The sequence below is a fragment of the Pseudoalteromonas neustonica genome (assembly GCF_001653135.1).
Classification (GTDB): Bacteria; Pseudomonadota; Gammaproteobacteria; order Enterobacterales; family Alteromonadaceae; genus Pseudoalteromonas; species Pseudoalteromonas neustonica.
On record NZ_BDDS01000001.1, the window covers coordinates 262,969 to 280,656 of the forward strand.

A 17,688-nucleotide genomic window follows, 5' to 3' on the forward strand; every position below is an offset into this window, starting at 1 on the left:
ATTTAGTTTTGGTTAGAATATCAGCCTCGTAGTAACTAATGCTACGGGGCTTTTTTATATTTAAAATTTAACCTGAGTAGGCTGCTATGAATAGAGTTTTTCACCCGCAGGCATTAATTGCCATATTTTTTCTTACTCTCACTTTACTCATATCTGGTTGTGGTAAAAATGAGCCGCAAGAGTTATACCTTGAAGGTAAAACGATGGGCACAACTTATCACATTAAAGTATTTGCCGAGCAAGAAAAACTAGCCTCGCTTAACTTGTTGCCTGAAGTAACACAGTTATTGAAAGACATTAATTTATCCATGTCTACGTACATTAAGGACTCTGAAATAAATCAATTTAACCGTTTACCAGCAGGCGAAGTAATGCCTATCAGTAGTGACTTTAGAGCTGTAGTCAGTGAATCAATTCGCTTAGGGAAATCAACTAAAACCCTTGATGTGACTATGGGACCATTAATTGATTTATGGGGTTTTGGCCCTGATAAAAAGCCCACTAAGCGACCAACTAATGAAGCACTGTTAGCAATGATTGCTAAAATTGGTGTTGATAAGTTGATATTAACAGATCAAGGTTTAGCTAAATCAATCGATGGCTTAGCGCTATCATTTTCTGCCACGGCAAAAGGCTATGGTATTGATAAGGTAGCAGAGTTACTAGAGAGCCATGGCTTAACGAACTACATGGTTGAAATTGGCGGTGAGCTTAGAGTTTCAGGTAAAAAGCCTAATGATCTAGATTGGCGTATCGCTATTGAGCAGCCTGATACCGAGCTCGGTGTTCGCAAAGTACATAAGGTTTTGGCTCCAGGAAATAATGGTATTGCTACCTCGGGTGACTATCGTATTTTTTACGAAATGGAGGGCGTGACTTACAGCCATTTAATCGATCCAGTAACGGGTATGCCAAGTCGTCATGATCTTGTTTCTGTGACCGTGTTACACCCATCAGCAATGACCGCAGATGGCCTTGCAACAGCATTGACTGTAATGGGGATGGAAAAAGCAAAAGCTTATGCACAGGAGCATGATTTACCCGTTTATCTGATTGCTAAATCAGAAGATGGTTTAGTCACTTATTCTAGCCCTGCATTTAAACCCTATTTGTAGCGCGGTTTAAATCAGTTTATAATACAGTCAGCCCAGCAACTTGTTGGGTATTATTTTATTGCTGATCAATAGGGGCTAAGCAATGTCACTTTTTCTTCTTACTTTTGGTTTACTACTTTTAATCGTCGCTGCGATGGCTGTGGGTATGGTAGTACAAAAGAAATCTATGGCCAGTAGTTGTGGCGGTCTTGGCTCTGTAGGCATTGATAAAGCCTGTGATTGCGATGACCCATGTGACAAGCGCAAAAAGCGGATGGCCAAAGAGCAAGTTTGGAAAGAAAACCAAATATTATAAGCTGTGGCAGATAAAACTACAGATTTAAAAACGCCTTTAAAAGGCGTTTTTTGTTTTACTTGCACATTTAACGACCACACCTCAATCAATATCTAAATCGCTTTTAAGTCCAATGACACTCGCACCTTCAGGTAACTTGGGTATCTACGAGTACATCAACTTACCGTTTTAAAACCTGATTAAAACGAGTATCAATATGTTTTTATCAAATTAGCAATACTTACTTTATTGATTAATATTAGGTTATTTTTTATTTCTTCTCTAATTATCGTAGCCTTATTTTGACTTAGCTTAAAATTACCTTTCCAGCTTGTCGGTTTAAACTCTATAAAGCTAAGCTCTTGATACATAGTATTACGATGTTGTTGTGGTACATCATTAAGCTGCCATACCGGGTTTTCATTCGGTGTAAATTCTTGCTCAAAGTGAGTAGTAAGCCGTTCCATTATTGACTCTTTTTGACTAAGCTTCTGAATGATATGCACATTGGCTGTGACTAAAACAGAGGAATATAACCAGCTTGGTAATGTTTTATTCTTTGAATAGGAGGGGGATAAATAGCAGTCATCACCCCTAAACAGTAAATTTACTGATTGACCATCAAGCAGTGAAAGAGGGTTATATTTAGCAACATGACCAATAAATATATCGCGTTGAGCATCAAATAATAATGGTATGTGGCAAATATCATTCAGGCTACATTGCTTATTAGGCATTAAAACGCTGGCTAACGGGTAAGTATTAACAAGAGCATGTAACTGTTCTATATTAGGTTCTTGAAAGTGAGGAGCAGGGTACATATTATAACTTACCTTCTAGTTGTAATTTTATAGCGGCCCATTGCTCATCAATGATGCTGAACTTGGCGGTGTTTCGGTATGAGCCATCAGTAAGTCGCCTATCTTTATAGCTAATGCCTTCAAAGCGGGCACCTAGTCGAGCAATTGCGTTACGGGATGTGATGTTTTTTTCATGGGTATTAAACGCAACACGTACCAACCCTAAAGTTTCAAATGCGTAACGCAATAGCAAATATTTGGCGTGGGTGTTTATGTAACTACGTTGAAAATTTTTACTAATAAATGTGTGGCCAATTTCAGCAATGTCATTTTGACTATCTAATCTGAATATGCGTGTAGTGCCTACAACGTGCTTTGAAGCTTTATCAATAATGGCAAAGACTACTTGTTCTGTAGGGTTAAACTGTGCGGTATTGATAAACCAATCATATAGAGTTTCTGTCGTTCGAGTGTAATTCATTAATACCCAGCGCCATACTTGTGGATCTTGCCCTGCAAGGCTTAAACCTTTTAAATGAATGTCGCGTAGCGGTTCCAAAATAACTTTATTAGTTTGATGTGTTTGCTGAGTAAGCATAAAGCGCCTTATTATTGGTTATTGCAGACTATTTAAAACAAATAATGTACGCTTATTTGGTCATGTTAAAACAACCAGTTTTTAGTTTTTTGATAGACCAGTTTTAGCGTGAAAGGATTATGTGAACAGTTATACGGAAGGAATAAAGTATGCAGCCACTTGATATTAAATTGGATTTGCCAGGCAAAGCTAAGTATCTGCAATTAGCACAGGGATTGCGAACAGCAATTATTAACGGGGATGTTGCGCCTGGGAGTAAGCTTAGCTCCGTCCGAAAAATGGCGGATATATACCAGTTAAATCGTCATACGATTATGAATGCACTTCAATTATTAGTTGCTGAGGGGTGGCTAATATCAAATGAGCGCTCAGGGTATCGGGTGACAGATAGTTTACCTATTCAAAGCAGCATTGGCGTAAAAACTGCACCCGCCTTGCAGCCTACACCTTATCAATTCGCTAACACACTTGAAGTGCCTAACGTTGGTATGGATTTAAATGCTTATAAATATAATTTTGCAGGGGGGCTACCTGACTTAGCAAGTTTCCCTCAAAAAGAGTTTAAACGTGCAATTAGCCATGTGTGTGATCATATCGACATTAGTAAATTACACTATGGAGAAGTAAGCGGTTGCGCTGAACTAAAAGTACAGATTAAAGAATATTTACATAAAACACGTAACTTAGATACGGACGATATTCTGATCTGTAATGGCTCACAAGAGGCATTATTTTTAATCGCTAAAGCATTTATAGCAAAGGGCGATAATATTGCTGTTGAAACGCTAGGATACCCACCAGCAAGAAAGGCATTTGCTGCATGTGGCGCGCAATTGGTCGATATAAAGCAAGACGATGAAGGCTTATGTGTCGATGATTTAAAAGCCCAGCTTATGCGATTCCCAATAAAGATGCTGTACTTAACACCGTTGCATCAGTACCCGACCACAGTGACTTTATCGCCAACACGGCGCTTACAGATTTATCAGTTGTGTTATTCCCATAATGTGATGATCATTGAAGATGATTACGACCATGAATTTCACTATCGCTGTAAGCCATTACAACCTATGGCTGCGGATGACCCTGCCGGCATTATTATTTACGTATCGACGTTTTCAAAAATTATGTTCTCAGCAGCGCGTATTGGCTATATCTGCGCAGCTCCTGAGGTGATAGTGCAATTAACCGCCTGGAAGCAGCTGATGAATCATAAGAACGATGTAATTATGCAATTAGCAGTAGCACATTGGATGAAAGAGGGCGGCTTTGAGCGCCATTTAAAGCGCATGACTAAACTGTATAAGCAACGCTATGAAGCGATGGATAGCTACTTAATGCAGCTTCAAGCACAAGGTTATCCTATTGAGTACATAAAACCAGACGGTGGTATGGCTATTTGGGTTAATTTTAATAAAAATACGCGCGATTTAAAAACTGAATTAGCAAAGCAATGCGTATATATACAAACCGAGAGGGAGTTTTATTTTACCAACTCAGTACGTAGCTTAAAGCCTGCAAACCTTAGCTATATACGACTTGGCTTTGCTGGGCAATCGAATGAAAGTATGCAGCTAGGCCTATCACTTATTATACAACAGACCTATAAGCGCTAAGATGTTTTAACAGTCCCGGCAGTAGTCATGCTCTACACAAAGGCAACAGCAGCTCTTTGATTACAACTAAGGTTGCATAACAGCTGTCATTTTTTGTTGCTATGATAATTTAAAATCATGCGTTATTTTTTGCAATTGTTTGCTGAGTTGATCCAGCTCTATACTCGCAGCGGATACTTGATCAGCTCCTACCGCGTTATCAATAGCAGCTTGTTTTATCGAGTCAATGTTATGGGTTATCTCTTCAGACATACTGCTTTGCTCATGCGCTGCTGTTGCAATGATTTCAGCTCGACGAGCTATATAGTCTATTTGTTCAACACTCTGTTTTAATAACTCAGCACTGTGATTTGCTGTTGTAATCGTTGATTCTGTGGCATCTATAGATTTATGTATTTCAACAACGGCTTGTTGTGTACCTGCTTGCAGTAATTCAATCATGTTTTCTATATCGGCTGTTGAATTCTGTGTTTTTTTAGCTAGTTGTCTAACTTCATCAGCAACAACGGCAAAACCTCGACCATGCTCTCCTGCTCTAGCTGCTTCAATGGCTGCATTAAGTGCTAAAAGGTTTGTTTGGTCTGCGACAGAACGGATAACCTCAAGTACTTTATTAATCGTTTGTGCGTTACCCTCGACGCGTTTGATCACTACTTCCGTATTATTTATTGTATGCTCAAGTGAACTCATTTTTACAATTGTTTGTTGTAAATGAACATCTGCAGAGTATGTTGTTTCTTTAGCTTTAATACTTAAATCAGCCACAGCGCGAGCATTTTCAGATACTTCTTCAATAGATGCGTTTGTTTGTGAAATAGCATTGGCAACATGTTCAATGCTTGCATGTTGTTCTTGTAAGCTTGCATTTGATTGAGTACTTGCAGTACTCGTTTGCGCTGCGGTGGATGCAAGTCTGTCAGTTGCTTGGGATATTGTGCTTATTGTTTGGTGCAAATAGGTATTCATTTTCGCCATAGCACCGTATACACCAATCTTAGGAGTATCTAAATCAAACACCTGACTTAGATCACCGCTTGCGATGCGTTTACTGATTATCTGCATTTGTGCAGGCTCACCACCGAGGGGTTTAATAATAGAGCGAGTAATACTCAGTGCGGCAATAATTACGACAGCAAAGGAAAGTAGGGCAATGGTGCTTATTATCCAATATAAAGAATAAATAGGAGCGAATGCTTCAGCTTCATCTATTTCGGCAAGTAGAGCCCAATTTAATCGCTCAAATTTAAAGGGTTTAAAAGCGGACAGAACAGGGTTACCGTTATAATCCATAATCATTTGCGTGTTTGTATGGCCTTGAAGGGCATTATGAACTGCAACGGTATCTACGCCATTATTTTTTACGTTACCGGCAAAGCTAGCAACAACAGAGTGGCCAATTGGATCTAGGTAAGAGTCTGAACGCATTAATAAATCGTCACCGACTAAGTATGACTCGCCTGTTTGCCCCATTCCATCACGTGTTTGCATAATATTATTAATTGCGTCAATGGATAGTTGCAGTGCAATAACAGCAACGACTTCGCCATTAATTATAACCGGTTGACCAATAAATGCCGCAGGCTCATCGTTACTCGGTGCATATTTTGAAAAATCAATTATTTCAAATGAGCGAGTTCTTAAAGTTTTGTTGAAAAGTGTTGCTAGGCCTGAAGTTTTATATGGCCCAGTTGTAAGACTAGTTAAATAATCAGCCTCCTTTGTTACTGTGTAATCTATAAAGCCCGTAGGGCTAATTAAAAATAAATCATAATAACCTTTATCAGTTATAAACCCATCGAACCACGGATGATTTAATGCAGCAAGCTCTGATAGTGATAAGTTGGAATTATGCTTGGATAGGCTTTCAAAATTAGTTGTTAATAAGTTCATATCTGATTTTGTGGTTTTAAAATAATCTTGAAGTTGATTGCTTTTGATATGACTTATAGATGAAAGTTGGTTATACGTTTGTTTTTCTAATGCTTGGGCAGACAGATATAAAGATAATATCGATACAATGCCTGCTGGGAGCAAACCTAAAAGCAAAAAGGAAAGTAATAATTTAGTTTTAATAGCCATTGTTGTACCGATTATCGATGAGTATCGCGTGAATTTACACGACTGTCCCTCTTTTTATAACAATCTGTACATTATTATTGTAAATGAACGTTAATGGTTTTTTTAAGTGTTTGATTTGTATGTTTATAGTCTTAATTTTAGAGGCTTTTAAAGTCGTATAATTACTTTAAAAGCTTTTGGTTATACTTTACTTAAAAAGTGATTAAGCTATTGAAAATCTTCACTATCAAAATACAACGGCTTTAAAGTGCCGCAGTTAACAAATTTATATGTGAGTTCACTTTCTTTCGGTACACGTTTAGATGTGCGGAACTTTTGCATGCAGGCATTGGTTAAGTCGGCAAAAATGAGGTGATTAAAACTCGGGGCTTGGGTAATTTTGTGGATGTAAATTCGTTCACTATTTTTAAGAGTGATCATATCGTATTCTTGCCATTGAGAGGATTCTGCCAAGTCTGTGAGTTCGCGTGCGTAAAGTTGTTTACTCATAACGATTGCTCTATCTGAATAAACTAAACTGCCACCACGCTTGTAATGACCTTCATAAACATCAGCTGTAATTGTTATCTCTTCACCACGCATTAAATGTTGAATATTAAATGGTTTTGGTTTGATGGTGATGAGATCAGCGTCACGCACTAGGCTTAAAAAAGCAACATCAGGATTATCAATTTGATATACCACTTGAACATCATGAGGCAGTTTATACGTCGGTAGGCTAATAGCAAAAATACGTGAGCCATGATTCACAAGAACCATAGCATGCTCTGCACTGTAAGCGGGGTTCATTGGTGGGAGTTCTTCTTTTACAACTTCTTCTTCGGCGGTAGTAAAAGTACTCATAAAGGCAAATAATAAAATAAGCGGCAGTCGCATAGTAGTCTCAATCAATATATTAATTTAAATTGTAGTAAAAAATCGCTGTAAAAGCTGCTTTTAGTCACGTGTTTTGTAAGTCTTGAATGTTTATTTAAAAACGCGCAGCCTGCTCTACAACAATAGCATGACGTTTTGCAAGACGCAGGTGATCTCTGTCATAACCGCCGCCAATGACAGTAGCCACCGGCGTATTATGTTCTATACAGCGTTTTAGTACTAAATTGTCGCGTTTTTCTATGCCTTGCCAACTAATATCAAGTTTACCTAAACCATCTTGCTGCCACACATCCACACCTGCGTCATAAAGTACTAAATCAGGGTTAAGCTCTTTTAGTAAAAAGCGCAACGTATCATCAACAATACCTAAGTATTCGTTGTCTTGCATATTATTAGCTAAACCAATATCTAGGTCGCTCGCTGATTTACGAAACGGGAAATTCTTTTCACAATGAATCGAGCACGTATAAGCATAAGGTTGATGCTGCAACATCGCGGCAGTACCATCACCTTGATGTACATCAAGATCAAAAATAAGCACGTTGGTAATTTCACCAGATTGTATAAGCGTTTGCGCGGTAAATGCTAAATCATTCACCATACAATAGCCTGAACCAAAGTCAGTATGCGCATGATGCGTGCCCCCAGCTAAATGACAAGCAATACCGTGTTGCAAAGCAAGACGTGCGGTTTTTAAAGTGCCTTGCGGGGCGGTGAATGTGCGCGCCATTAACTCATGTGACCAAGGCAGCCCAATACGGCGCATGGCTTTTTCATCCAATCGATTATACCAAAGATCATTTATATAGTTATGACAATGGATCAGCTCAAGTGCCTCTGGTGTGCCTAATTCAGGTTTAACTAAATTATTAGTCACTAAGCCGAGTTGTTTAACATAGTCGTGTAAATGCGCAAATTTACTCATCGCAAAGCGATGTTTAGGATCAAAGTTAAATGAGTAGTTTGGATGGTATACCAAAGGTAAATCTGGGTTTAAAGTCATAACGGCGCTATGTAATCAGTTTACGCTATGGTAATCAACAAACCTTTAACAGTCTATTCTTGTTCGTGAATAAGCATCGCGAGTTCACGGTGGAGTAAGGCGTCATCTGCGAGGTTTAACTCAATTAAACGTTTTAGATGAGTAATACTGTCAATATCAATATGCGTACATTTTAAGCCAATATGATGCTGCTCTATATGACAAATAGTGACAGCCATTTTAATTTCAATATCGCTTTGCGGTAAAGTAAAGCATAAATGACCTGTAGCGTTTTTATTTGCAGTGAACGCATCACATCGAGTAATAAGCGCACCGTGCAACGAAATATCTAATAATTTGCACGGGTATTGATTATCGGCTAAATCTAATTGGGCAGCAGTTGAAAATAAAACACGAGAAAATTGGCGGCGGTTCTTCATAATTCAACATACCTTTATTTGTGGCTAAAATGATGTTCGCTCATAACTTAAGCATAGTCGCTAAAGTTATGATAGGCCAGAGTTAGTCTTAGGGTTTAACTAGCTTTGCTGCTGTTTTATAAAGAATAGGATCTTGGGGGTCTGATGTTGTGGTAGCAAGTACAACCTTGCCTAATTTATTGATAAAAAGCGTAGTGGGTGTACCACGAACTCCTAATAATTCTGCACTGTCATCTGCATTTATTGCGGTTTGAAAATGATGACCACGCGAAAGTAATGATTGAGCGGGGTTAGCGTCTTCATCTTCACGAAAACTCACAGCAATTACTTGCAGGCCCTGAGATTGATATTTTAGATGAATTTTATCCAGTCCAGGCTGCAATTTTTTACAATACGGACACCATGTTGCCCAAAAATGTAAAATAAACGGTTTGCCTAATAGGTCTTGGGTTTTAATTTGGCTACCATCTGCCATATTAAAGGTCAGCATCGGTAATTTGGGGGATTGCTCAGTCTCGGCGGCGAAGCTTAATAAGCTCATGCTTACTAAAATCAGTGCAAATAAGTATTTCATGGTGATTATTTTATAAAGTGAAGATACTTAACTAGAAAGGCGCAAGCGTTTATTTCTTTCAAAAATAAAAAGCCCCGCGTAAATGCAGGGCTTAAAATATGTTTAGAACCTAGAACCTAGAACCTAGAACCTAGAACTTAACCAATCTTTTTATACTTAATACGCTTAGGTTGTGTAGCTGCCGACCCTAACGTCTTTTTAAGCCATTCTTCATACTCAGTGTAGTTACCATCAAAGAAGTTTATTTGGCCTTCATCACGGTAATCAAGAATGTGTGTTGCAATGCGGTCTAAAAACCAACGGTCATGCGATATACACATAACACAACCTGGGAATTCTAAAATCGCATTTTCAAGAGCACGTAATGTTTCAACGTCCAAGTCATTGGTTGGCTCATCCAGTAGGATTACGTTGCCGCCCGCTTTTAAAAGCTTAGCTAGGTGTAAGCGGTTGCGCTCACCACCAGATAAGTCTTTAACAAACTTTTGCTGATCGTTGCCTTTGAAGTTAAAGCGGCTAACATACGCGCGGCTTGGAAATTCAAAATTACCAATCTTTAACACGTCTTGGCCATCAGCAATTTCTTGGAAAACTGTATTGCTGTCATCCATATTGCCACGGAACTGATCAACGGTTGCCAGTTCAACTGTTTCACCTAAGCTGATTTCGCCGCTGTCTTGTTGCTCTTCACCACTAAGCATTTTGAATAAAGTTGATTTACCCGCGCCATTAGCACCGATAATGCCGACAATGGCACCTTTTGGCATAGTGAAACTTAAATCATCAATCAGTACGCGATCACCAAAGCTCTTTTTCAAGTTTTTAACTTCTATTACTTGATCGCCTAAACGTGGTCCAGGTGGAATAAACAGCTCGTTAGTTTCATTACGTTTTTGGTAATCAGATTGCTGCATTTCAGTAAACTGTGCCATACGTGCTTTAGACTTAGCTTGACGACCTTTTTGATTTGAACGTACCCACTCAAGCTCTTGTGCAATTGATTTTTGACGTGCTTTTTCAGATTTCTGCTCTTGTTGTAAGCGGGCATCTTTTTGCTCAAGCCACGATGAGTAGTTACCTTCCCATGGAATACCTTCACCACGGTCAAGCTCTAAAATCCAACCTGCTACATTATCAAGGAAGTAACGGTCATGCGTTACCGCCACAACTGTGCCTTCGTAATCATGTAAGAAGCGCTCAAGCCACGCGACAGATTCTGCATCCAAGTGGTTAGTTGGTTCATCGAGGATAAGCATATCTGGTTTTTCAAGTAATAGGCGACAAATAGCAACACGACGACGCTCACCACCAGATAGGAACTCAATTTTAGCATCCCATTCAGGTAAACGTAGCGCATCAGCAGCACGCTCTAATACGTTATCAATGTTATGACCATCGTGAGTTTGAATGATTGCTTCAAGCTCACCTTGCTCTTTAGCTAGTGCATCAAAGTCAGCACCTTCCATTGCATATTCGTTATATACTTCATCAAGGCGGTTTAGCGCGTTTTTAACTTCGCTTACTGCTTCTTCAACAATTTCACGTACTGTTTTACTTTCATCTAAAATAGGCTCTTGCGGTAGGTAACCAATTTTAGTGCCCGGTTGAGGGTATGCTTCACCTTCAAATTCTTGGTCAAGGCCTGCCATAATACGTAGTAACGTTGATTTACCAGAACCGTTTAAACCAAGTACGCCAATTTTTGCGCCAGGGAAAAAATGCAAAGAAATATCTTTTAAAATAGTGCGCTTAGGCGGCACAACTTTAGATACTCGACTCATCGAGAATATAAATTTATCAGGTAAAACCATGGAAGGAGCCTTCAAATAAGAATAAAATTTTTAATGCTCTATTGTAGAGTCTCAATGGCTAAACAGTCAACGCATCAGCACGTTAATTAGCAAGCAATACACCTACGCCAATAAGCGCAAGTAGGCCGCCAAGTAGCATTTTATTGGTAACAGGCTCACGCTTAAAAAAACCAATACTCATTACAATCAATGGGGCGGTAGCAAAAATGGTCTGTGCTATCGCAGGATCGGTGTATTTTACGGCGCCGAGTTGCAGCCACAAACCTAAAAAAGTACCTAAAAATACAGCAACAAAAAACCAGTGTTTACCGCTAATCCCTTTTAATGTGAGTGCTTGTTTAAAATCACTGCTTTTAAACATTGCAACCACTAATGCAACAGTAAGTGTCCCCGATGCAAGCCTAATTAATGCAGCCCATAAGCTGCTCATCTCTTCGTTATTAAGCGCTCCTTTTGACATTACCATTCCAAGGGCTTGGCATATTGCGGCAGCAAGTGCGCACAAAACACCAACGCGATAATGTTTATTATCAACACTTGGTAGTCCTTTTGCGGGCTTAATCGCAATTACAACACCCACACTGGTTAATGCAATACCAAACCAAGCAAAGGCTGATAAGTAATGGCTTAACAGAATAATATTAAAAATACCAACCAAGGCCGGGGCTAAAGACTCAATAACTAATGTACGCGCTGGGCCTATATTACGTAGTGCTGCAAAATAAGCGCTGTCACCAATAGCAATACCAATAACTCCGCCCGCAATGAGCCACAGCCAGCTGGTAATCTGGGTTGGTATAGCAAAATCTTGAGTAATGATAAGTGTAACTAGCATCAATGCACTCGCGAGCACACCTTTACTAATATTTAATTGCATTGGGGTTAAGTGATGACTAAAACCTTTATATAAAATAGTTGATAGCGCCCACACCAGTGCCGCAAGTATCGCTAATAACTCACCTAAACCAAGCCAATCAAACACAATTTCACCTTGTAGTTAAATTAAGAAGGGCATTATGGCGAGCTTGTTTAAGAATGCAAAAAATTGTTTAATTAAATTCATTTGGACATCTAAACATCTAGAGGTTGAAATTTCCAGCTATCCGTTCATAATTAGCCATTGGTTAAAAATACCTTGGAGATGAGTATGCCTATTACCGTTAAAGATGAATTGCCCGCAATTGCGAAGTTACGTCAAGAGAACGTATTCGTAATGCCAAAAAGTCGTGCGAAAACACAAGAAATTCGCCCTATGCGCTTGGCTATTTTAAACTTAATGCCTAATAAGGTTGAAACCGAGGTACAATTCATTCGTTTACTTGCTAACTCGCCTTTGCAAGTTAATGTAGAGCTATTACGCTTAGATACCCATCGTAGTAAAAATACCTCAGAGCAGCATTTAGATACTTTTTATCGTTATTTCTCTGAAGTGAAAGACAGTAACTACGATGCATTATTAATTACTGGTGCGCCATTAGCGCATTTAGAATACGACGACGTAGCCTACTGGGATGAACTAAAAGTGATTTTAGACTGGGCAGAGCAGCATGTAACGTCAACGTTATTTTCGTGTTGGGCGGCCCATGCGGGTTTATTCCATCATCATAATTTAAAGCGTGAACTTAAAGAAAATAAGCTGTGTGGCGTGTTTACTCATAAATGCTTTTTTGAACATGGCGCACTTACGCGCGGTTTTGATGACACCTTTGTAGTGCCACATTCTCGTTATGGCCACATCGACATTGAAAAAATAAATGCGTGTGATGATTTAGTCGTGCTGGCAGGTTCAGAGCAAGTAGGCGCTTACTTAATAAAAAATAAATCAGGTAGCCAAGTTTACCTAACAGGCCACCCTGAATATGATGCACATACATTAAAGGGCGAATATCAACGTGATTTAGCAAAAAGCCCTGATGCGCCGATGCCAGAAAATTATTTTCCAGATAACAACCCAGATAACGAACCGTCGAAAACCTGGCAAAGTCATGCTTTTTTGCTTTTTTCGAACTGGTTAAATTATTATGTGTATCAAACCACACCCTATGATATTAATTTAGTTAGCCAAGACGTAAGGACTAACAACTATGCCGAATAATTTAGAAAACAAAAGTGCCGAGTTAATTGACGCGCTAAAGCAGCGTATTTTAATTCTTGATGGTGCAATGGGCACTATGATCCAAGAACATAAACTCGAAGAAGAAGACTACCGTGGTGAGCGCTTTAAAGACTGGCATGTATTAATTAAAGGCAATAATGACTTATTAAGCCTTACGCAGCCAAAAATTATTGGTGATATTCACCGTGGTTTTTTAAGTGCGGGCGCCGATATTATCGAAACCAACACCTTTAACTCGACCACTATCTCAATGGAAGATTACGACATGGCGAGTATCAGCCGTGAAGTAAATTTAGAGTCTGCAAAATTGGCACGCAGTATTTGTGATGAATTTACAGCTAAAAACCCAGCAAAACCTCGCTATGTTGCGGGTGTGCTTGGGCCAACATCTAAAACCTGCTCGATTTCACCTGATGTAAACGATCCCGGTTACCGTAATGTAACCTTTGACAAGCTGGTCACTGCATATGTTGAATCAACCCTTGCGTTAATGGAAGGCGGTGCAGATCTTATTCTAATCGAAACCATTTTTGATACACTGAATGCAAAAGCCGCCTCGTTCGCAGTAGAGGAAGCGTTTGAACAAGCGGGGCGTAAATTGCCGGTAATGATCTCAGGGACTATTACCGATGCATCGGGGCGTACCTTATCAGGGCAAACAACCGAAGCGTTCTATAATTCGATTCGCCACATTAAGCCAATTTCAATTGGCCTAAATTGCGCACTTGGCCCAGACCTATTACGCCAATACGTAGAAGAGCTATCGCGCGTATGCGAAACCTTTACCTCGGTTCACCCTAATGCTGGCCTGCCAAATGAGTTTGGTGAATACGATTTAGAAGCGCCAGAAATGGCCGCTGAGATTATCGATTGGGGTAAGTCTGGCTTCATCAATATAGTGGGCGGTTGCTGTGGTACTACACCTGCACACATAAGAGCCTTTGCTAAAGGGCTTGAAGGTGTTAAACCGCGTCCGTTACCAGAGCTTGAAGTGCGTATGCGTTTATCTGGCCTTGAAGCCTGTAATTTAAATTAGGATATCTGACATGAGTCAAAAAATAGCTGTATTTACAAACGTCGGCGAACGTACCAATGTTACAGGTTCTGCCATGTTTAAGCGTTTGATCATGGAAGAAGATTTTGAAGCTGCACTCACCGTTGCCCGTGAACAAGTAGAAAATGGCGCTCAGGTAATTGATATCAACATGGACGAAGCCATGTTGGACTCAAAAGCCGCAATGGTTAAGTTTTTAAACTTAATCGCCTCAGAGCCTGACATATCACGCGTGCCAATCATGGTCGACTCCTCAAAATGGGAAGTCATCGAAGCAGGCTTAAAATGTATTCAAGGCAAGGCGATAGTAAACTCTATCTCTTTAAAAGAGGGTGAAGAGCCGTTTATTCGCCAAGCAAAAATAATTAAGCGCTTTGGCGCGGCCGCCGTGGTAATGGCGTTTGATACGCAAGGTCAAGCAGAGACCGCCGATAGAAAATTCGAGATATGTGCGCGCAGTTATAAAATATTAGTAGACGATATTGGCTTTGCTCCCGAAGATATTATTTTCGACCCGAATATATTTGCCGTAGCCACAGGTATTGAAGAGCACGACAATTACGCTGTTGAGTTTATTGAAGGTACACGTCGTATCAAAGAGGGATTACCGCATTGTAAAGTGTCAGGCGGTGTATCAAATGTATCGTTCTCATTTCGTGGTAATAACCCAGTACGCGAAGCCATTCACTCAGTATTTTTATACCATGCAATTCAAGCAGGTATGGATATGGGCATCGTCAATGCAGGGCAGTTAGCCGTGTATGATGATATTCCAGCAGAACTTCGTAAAGCGGTTGAAGACGTAGTACTCAATACCGACCCAGGCGCAGGTGAACGTTTAGTTGAGTTGGCACCAAAATACTCTGGCATGGCGCAAGCAGAACGCGTTGAAGATTTAGAATGGCGCACATGGCCAGTTGAAAAGCGCTTAGAACACGCCCTTGTTAAAGGCATTACAGAATATATAGATGTAGATACAGAAGAGTGCCGTGCGGCTGCCGACAAACCTATTCACGTAATTGAAGGGCCGTTAATGGACGGCATGAACGTGGTGGGCGATTTGTTCGGTGCTGGTAAAATGTTTTTACCGCAAGTAGTTAAATCAGCTCGTGTAATGAAACGCGCGGTAGCCTACCTAGATCCATACATTGAGCTTGAAAAAGAAGAGGGCTCTACCAATGGTAAAATAGTGATGGCAACGGTAAAAGGCGATGTACACGACATTGGTAAAAACATCGTTGGTGTTGTTCTACAATGTAATAACTACGAAGTTATCGACTTAGGCGTAATGGTACCTGCAGATAAAATACTGCAAACCGCCATTGATGAAAAGGCTGATATAATCGGTTTATCAGGCCTGATCACGCCATCACTTGACGAAATGGTACACGTAGCCAAAGAAATGAAACGTCGAGGTTTTGAACTGCCGTTACTCATTGGTGGCGCGACGACCTCAAAAGCGCATACAGCAGTTAAAATAGAGCCGCAGTATGATAAAGGCGTCGTCTACGTTAATAACGCCAGCCGCGCAGTTGGTGTTGTATCCAACTTATTATCAAAAGAAATAAAGCCCGGCTTTTTAGAAAAAGTCAGCGCTGAATATGTCAAAGTACGCGAGCAACAAGCCCGTAAAAAGCCACGTTCAAAACCGGTAACTATTCAACGCGCCCGCGATAACGCCGCGCAACTCGACTGGGATAATTACACGCCACCGGTGCCTAAAAAACTCGGTGTTACTGAGTTTAAAAATGTATCAATCGCAACATTGCGCAAATACATTGACTGGACGCCGTACTTTATGACGTGGTCAATTGCTGGTAAATATCCACGTATAATGACCGATGAAGTCGTCGGTGAGCAAGCGCAAAGCTTATTTAAAGACGCCAACGACATGTTAGACGACCTTGAAAAATCAGGGACGTTGCAACCATTAGGTGTATTTGGTTTATTTCCAGCTAACCGAGTGGGTGATGACATTGAAATCTATACTGACGAGACCCGCAAAGAAATACTCACTACGTCTTGCCACTTACGTCAGCAAACTGAAAAAACCGACTTTGCAAACTACTGCCTAGCTGATTACATTGCACCAAAAGGGACACCTGATTACTTTGGTGCGTTTGCAGTGACCGGCGGTTTAGAAGAAGATGCGTTAGCGGATGCGTTTGATGCTCAGCAAGATGATTATAATAAAATTATGATCAAAGCCGTGGCTGATCGCTTAGCCGAAGCCTTTGCTGAATACCTCCATGAGCAAGTACGTAAAGAATATTGGGGCTTTGCACCAGATGAAAATCTTGCCAATGACGAACTAATACGCGAAAACTACCAAGGTATTCGCCCAGCTCCAGGTTACCCAGCATGCCCTGAGCACACCGAGAAAAAGAAAATCTGGCAATTACTCGACACAGAAAAACGCATTGGCATGCAGCTAACTAGTTCCTACGCCATGTGGCCAGGTGCGGCAGTATCAGGTTGGTATTTCTCTCATCCTGAGGCTAAATACTACGCAGTAGCGGCGGTACAACGCGATCAGGTTGAAGATTACGCCAAGCGGACCAACATGACGCTGGAAGAAGCTGAAAGGTGGTTATCGCCTAACTTAGGGTATGAGCCGGACTAAGGTCGTTGTAAACTTTAAGCAGTGAATTATAAGTAAAAAAGCGAGTCAAATTAGGCTCGTTTTTTTATAAAGTAATTGCGAGAATACAAAGTTTTCTGGTTTTTTCCTCATATCATTATTACTGGCCTTTTTGGACTAAATAACAAAGGGGATTTTATTACCAAGAAAAACAATTATTTACAATAGGTTTGTTTAGTGGAATTATTAAACGATGGAGTGGAGGTCATTTGGGGTGTCTAAAATATCAAAGTGGTATTTGAGAAGCTCTTAGGCCAAATTAATAAGGAATATTGTGGCTATAAAAACTAATCAATCAAGTGCAATTAAAGATGAATTTAACTTTTCGACTCTGGGTATCTGGATAAAACTTTATTTGGTTGCACTTTGTGCTTTTTCATTAATACTTTCTATTGTAATGGTGAGTATAGTTATTAAAAAGGGAGGCGTACACCCAACAGCACTAGTTGCTGCAGTAAGTGGTCTTTGTGGCTATGCTTATTGGCATTTATGGGCTGTATCTAGAAGAAAGGTTAAGCATATAACTACTTTAGCCGTGCTTAACTTAATAATAGGTGGAAATATTCTTGGCTGTTTAATGATGTTTTTTATTCGCCAATCCGTGGTTAAAGAAATCTCCAGCAATAAGTAATTAATGATAAATCCGCGAATTTATATTTGTCTAATAGCCCCATGAGCTAGCCCGTGAAAACTACTAGAGCTAGCTTACTCC

At 40.0% G+C, this 17,688-nt stretch carries 16 protein-coding genes; 7 read left to right on the plus strand and 9 right to left on the minus strand.

Annotated features, from left to right (window positions below):
• Positions 1–86: 86 nt before the first annotated feature.
• On the plus strand, positions 87–1,115 hold the full coding sequence (locus tag A7967_RS01155; protein WP_054205557.1) for an FAD:protein FMN transferase: 1,029 nt from the start codon (positions 87–89) through the stop codon (positions 1,113–1,115).
• A gap of 82 nt (positions 1,116–1,197) precedes the next feature.
• Positions 1,198–1,410 (plus strand): (Na+)-NQR maturation NqrM, encoded by a 213-nt coding sequence (gene nqrM, locus A7967_RS01160; protein WP_054205558.1) that lies wholly within the window; start codon positions 1,198–1,200, stop codon positions 1,408–1,410.
• 191 nt (positions 1,411–1,601) lie between these two features.
• Here nqrM and A7967_RS01165 read toward each other — a convergent pair whose 3' ends face one another.
• Both A7967_RS01165 and A7967_RS01170 read right to left on the minus strand, forming a co-directional pair.
• Positions 1,602–2,210, minus strand: a complete 609-nt coding sequence (locus tag A7967_RS01165; RefSeq protein WP_054205559.1) for an FMN-binding negative transcriptional regulator — start codon at positions 2,208–2,210, stop codon at positions 1,602–1,604.
• 1 nt (position 2,211) lies between these two features.
• Positions 2,212–2,787, minus strand: coding sequence for a GNAT family N-acetyltransferase (locus A7967_RS01170; RefSeq protein WP_054205560.1), 576 nt, complete (start codon positions 2,785–2,787; stop codon positions 2,212–2,214).
• Between the two features lie 149 nt (positions 2,788–2,936).
• On the opposite strand from A7967_RS01170, the gene pdxR reads away from it, so the two are divergent.
• A complete protein-coding gene (pdxR, locus tag A7967_RS01175) occupies positions 2,937–4,403 on the plus strand; it encodes a MocR-like pyridoxine biosynthesis transcription factor PdxR (protein ID WP_064435254.1) in 1,467 nt (488 codons plus the stop codon).
• Positions 4,404–4,502: 99 nt separating this feature from the next.
• Here pdxR and A7967_RS01180 read toward each other — a convergent pair whose 3' ends face one another.
• The 7 genes from A7967_RS01180 to A7967_RS01210 form a co-directional block, all read right to left on the minus strand.
• A complete protein-coding gene (locus A7967_RS01180) occupies positions 4,503–6,482 on the minus strand; it encodes a methyl-accepting chemotaxis protein (protein WP_064435255.1) in 1,980 nt (659 codons plus the stop codon).
• Positions 6,483–6,689: 207 nt separating this feature from the next.
• Positions 6,690–7,358 (minus strand): hypothetical protein, encoded by a 669-nt coding sequence (locus tag A7967_RS01185; protein WP_064435256.1) that lies wholly within the window; start codon positions 7,356–7,358, stop codon positions 6,690–6,692.
• Between the two features lie 94 nt (positions 7,359–7,452).
• Positions 7,453–8,361, minus strand: a complete 909-nt coding sequence (locus A7967_RS01190; RefSeq protein ID WP_064435257.1) for a histone deacetylase family protein — start codon at positions 8,359–8,361, stop codon at positions 7,453–7,455.
• 53 nt (positions 8,362–8,414) lie between these two features.
• The gene (locus A7967_RS01195) at positions 8,415–8,780 is read right to left on the minus strand and encodes a PilZ domain-containing protein (RefSeq protein ID WP_054205565.1); all 366 of its coding nucleotides are present in this window, start codon (positions 8,778–8,780) and stop codon (positions 8,415–8,417) included.
• An 88-nt stretch (positions 8,781–8,868) separates the two neighbouring features.
• Positions 8,869–9,354, minus strand: coding sequence for a TlpA disulfide reductase family protein (locus tag A7967_RS01200; RefSeq protein ID WP_054205566.1), 486 nt, complete (start codon positions 9,352–9,354; stop codon positions 8,869–8,871).
• Between the two features lie 137 nt (positions 9,355–9,491).
• Positions 9,492–11,165: an energy-dependent translational throttle protein EttA gene (gene ettA, locus A7967_RS01205; RefSeq protein ID WP_054205567.1), complete on the minus strand. Its 1,674-nt coding sequence runs from the start codon at positions 11,163–11,165 to the stop codon at positions 9,492–9,494.
• Positions 11,166–11,247: 82 nt separating this feature from the next.
• Positions 11,248–12,147: a DMT family transporter gene (locus A7967_RS01210; protein ID WP_064435258.1), complete on the minus strand. Its 900-nt coding sequence runs from the start codon at positions 12,145–12,147 to the stop codon at positions 11,248–11,250.
• Between the two features lie 165 nt (positions 12,148–12,312).
• On the opposite strand from A7967_RS01210, the gene metA reads away from it, so the two are divergent.
• The 4 genes from metA to A7967_RS01230 all read left to right on the plus strand — a co-directional run bounded on the left by metA (position 12,313) and on the right by A7967_RS01230 (position 17,607).
• Complete coding sequence (gene metA / locus A7967_RS01215; RefSeq protein WP_064435259.1) at positions 12,313–13,260, plus strand: homoserine O-acetyltransferase MetA; 948 nt, start codon at positions 12,313–12,315, stop codon at positions 13,258–13,260.
• Positions 13,250–14,317, plus strand: coding sequence for a homocysteine S-methyltransferase family protein (locus tag A7967_RS01220; RefSeq protein WP_054205570.1), 1,068 nt, complete (start codon positions 13,250–13,252; stop codon positions 14,315–14,317). Before metA ends, A7967_RS01220 begins: the two co-directional genes overlap by 11 nt.
• Before the next feature lie 10 nt (positions 14,318–14,327).
• On the plus strand, positions 14,328–16,958 hold the full coding sequence (gene metH, locus A7967_RS01225; protein WP_054205571.1) for a methionine synthase: 2,631 nt from the start codon (positions 14,328–14,330) through the stop codon (positions 16,956–16,958).
• Between the two features lie 292 nt (positions 16,959–17,250).
• Positions 17,251–17,607 (plus strand): hypothetical protein, encoded by a 357-nt coding sequence (locus A7967_RS01230; protein WP_064435260.1) that lies wholly within the window; start codon positions 17,251–17,253, stop codon positions 17,605–17,607.
• The last annotated feature ends 81 nt before the right edge of the window (positions 17,608–17,688 follow it).

Excerpts from the sequence above, each read along its gene's own strand:
- A7967_RS01180 (WP_064435255.1), bottom strand. The coding sequence starts at position 6,482 with ATGGCTATTAAAACTAAATTATTACTTTCCTTTTTGCTTTTAGGTTTG.
- ettA (WP_054205567.1), bottom strand. The coding sequence starts at position 11,165 with ATGGTTTTACCTGATAAATTTATATTCTCGATGAGTCGAGTATCTAAA.
- A7967_RS01170 (WP_054205560.1), bottom strand. The coding sequence starts at position 2,787 with ATGCTTACTCAGCAAACACATCAAACTAATAAAGTTATTTTGGAACCG.
- A7967_RS01195 (WP_054205565.1), bottom strand. The coding sequence starts at position 8,780 with ATGAAGAACCGCCGCCAATTTTCTCGTGTTTTATTTTCAACTGCTGCC.
- A7967_RS01220 (WP_054205570.1), top strand. The coding sequence starts at position 13,250 with ATGCCGAATAATTTAGAAAACAAAAGTGCCGAGTTAATTGACGCGCTA.
- nqrM (WP_054205558.1), top strand. The coding sequence starts at position 1,198 with ATGTCACTTTTTCTTCTTACTTTTGGTTTACTACTTTTAATCGTCGCT.
- A7967_RS01185 (WP_064435256.1), bottom strand. The coding sequence starts at position 7,358 with ATGCGACTGCCGCTTATTTTATTATTTGCCTTTATGAGTACTTTTACT.
- A7967_RS01165 (WP_054205559.1), bottom strand. The coding sequence starts at position 2,210 with ATGTACCCTGCTCCTCACTTTCAAGAACCTAATATAGAACAGTTACAT.
- A7967_RS01190 (WP_064435257.1), bottom strand. The coding sequence starts at position 8,361 with ATGACTTTAAACCCAGATTTACCTTTGGTATACCATCCAAACTACTCA.
- metA (WP_064435259.1), top strand. The coding sequence starts at position 12,313 with ATGCCTATTACCGTTAAAGATGAATTGCCCGCAATTGCGAAGTTACGT.
- A7967_RS01200 (WP_054205566.1), bottom strand. The coding sequence starts at position 9,354 with ATGAAATACTTATTTGCACTGATTTTAGTAAGCATGAGCTTATTAAGC.
- A7967_RS01155 (WP_054205557.1), top strand. The coding sequence starts at position 87 with ATGAATAGAGTTTTTCACCCGCAGGCATTAATTGCCATATTTTTTCTT.
- pdxR (WP_064435254.1), top strand. The coding sequence starts at position 2,937 with ATGCAGCCACTTGATATTAAATTGGATTTGCCAGGCAAAGCTAAGTAT.
- metH (WP_054205571.1), top strand. The coding sequence starts at position 14,328 with ATGAGTCAAAAAATAGCTGTATTTACAAACGTCGGCGAACGTACCAAT.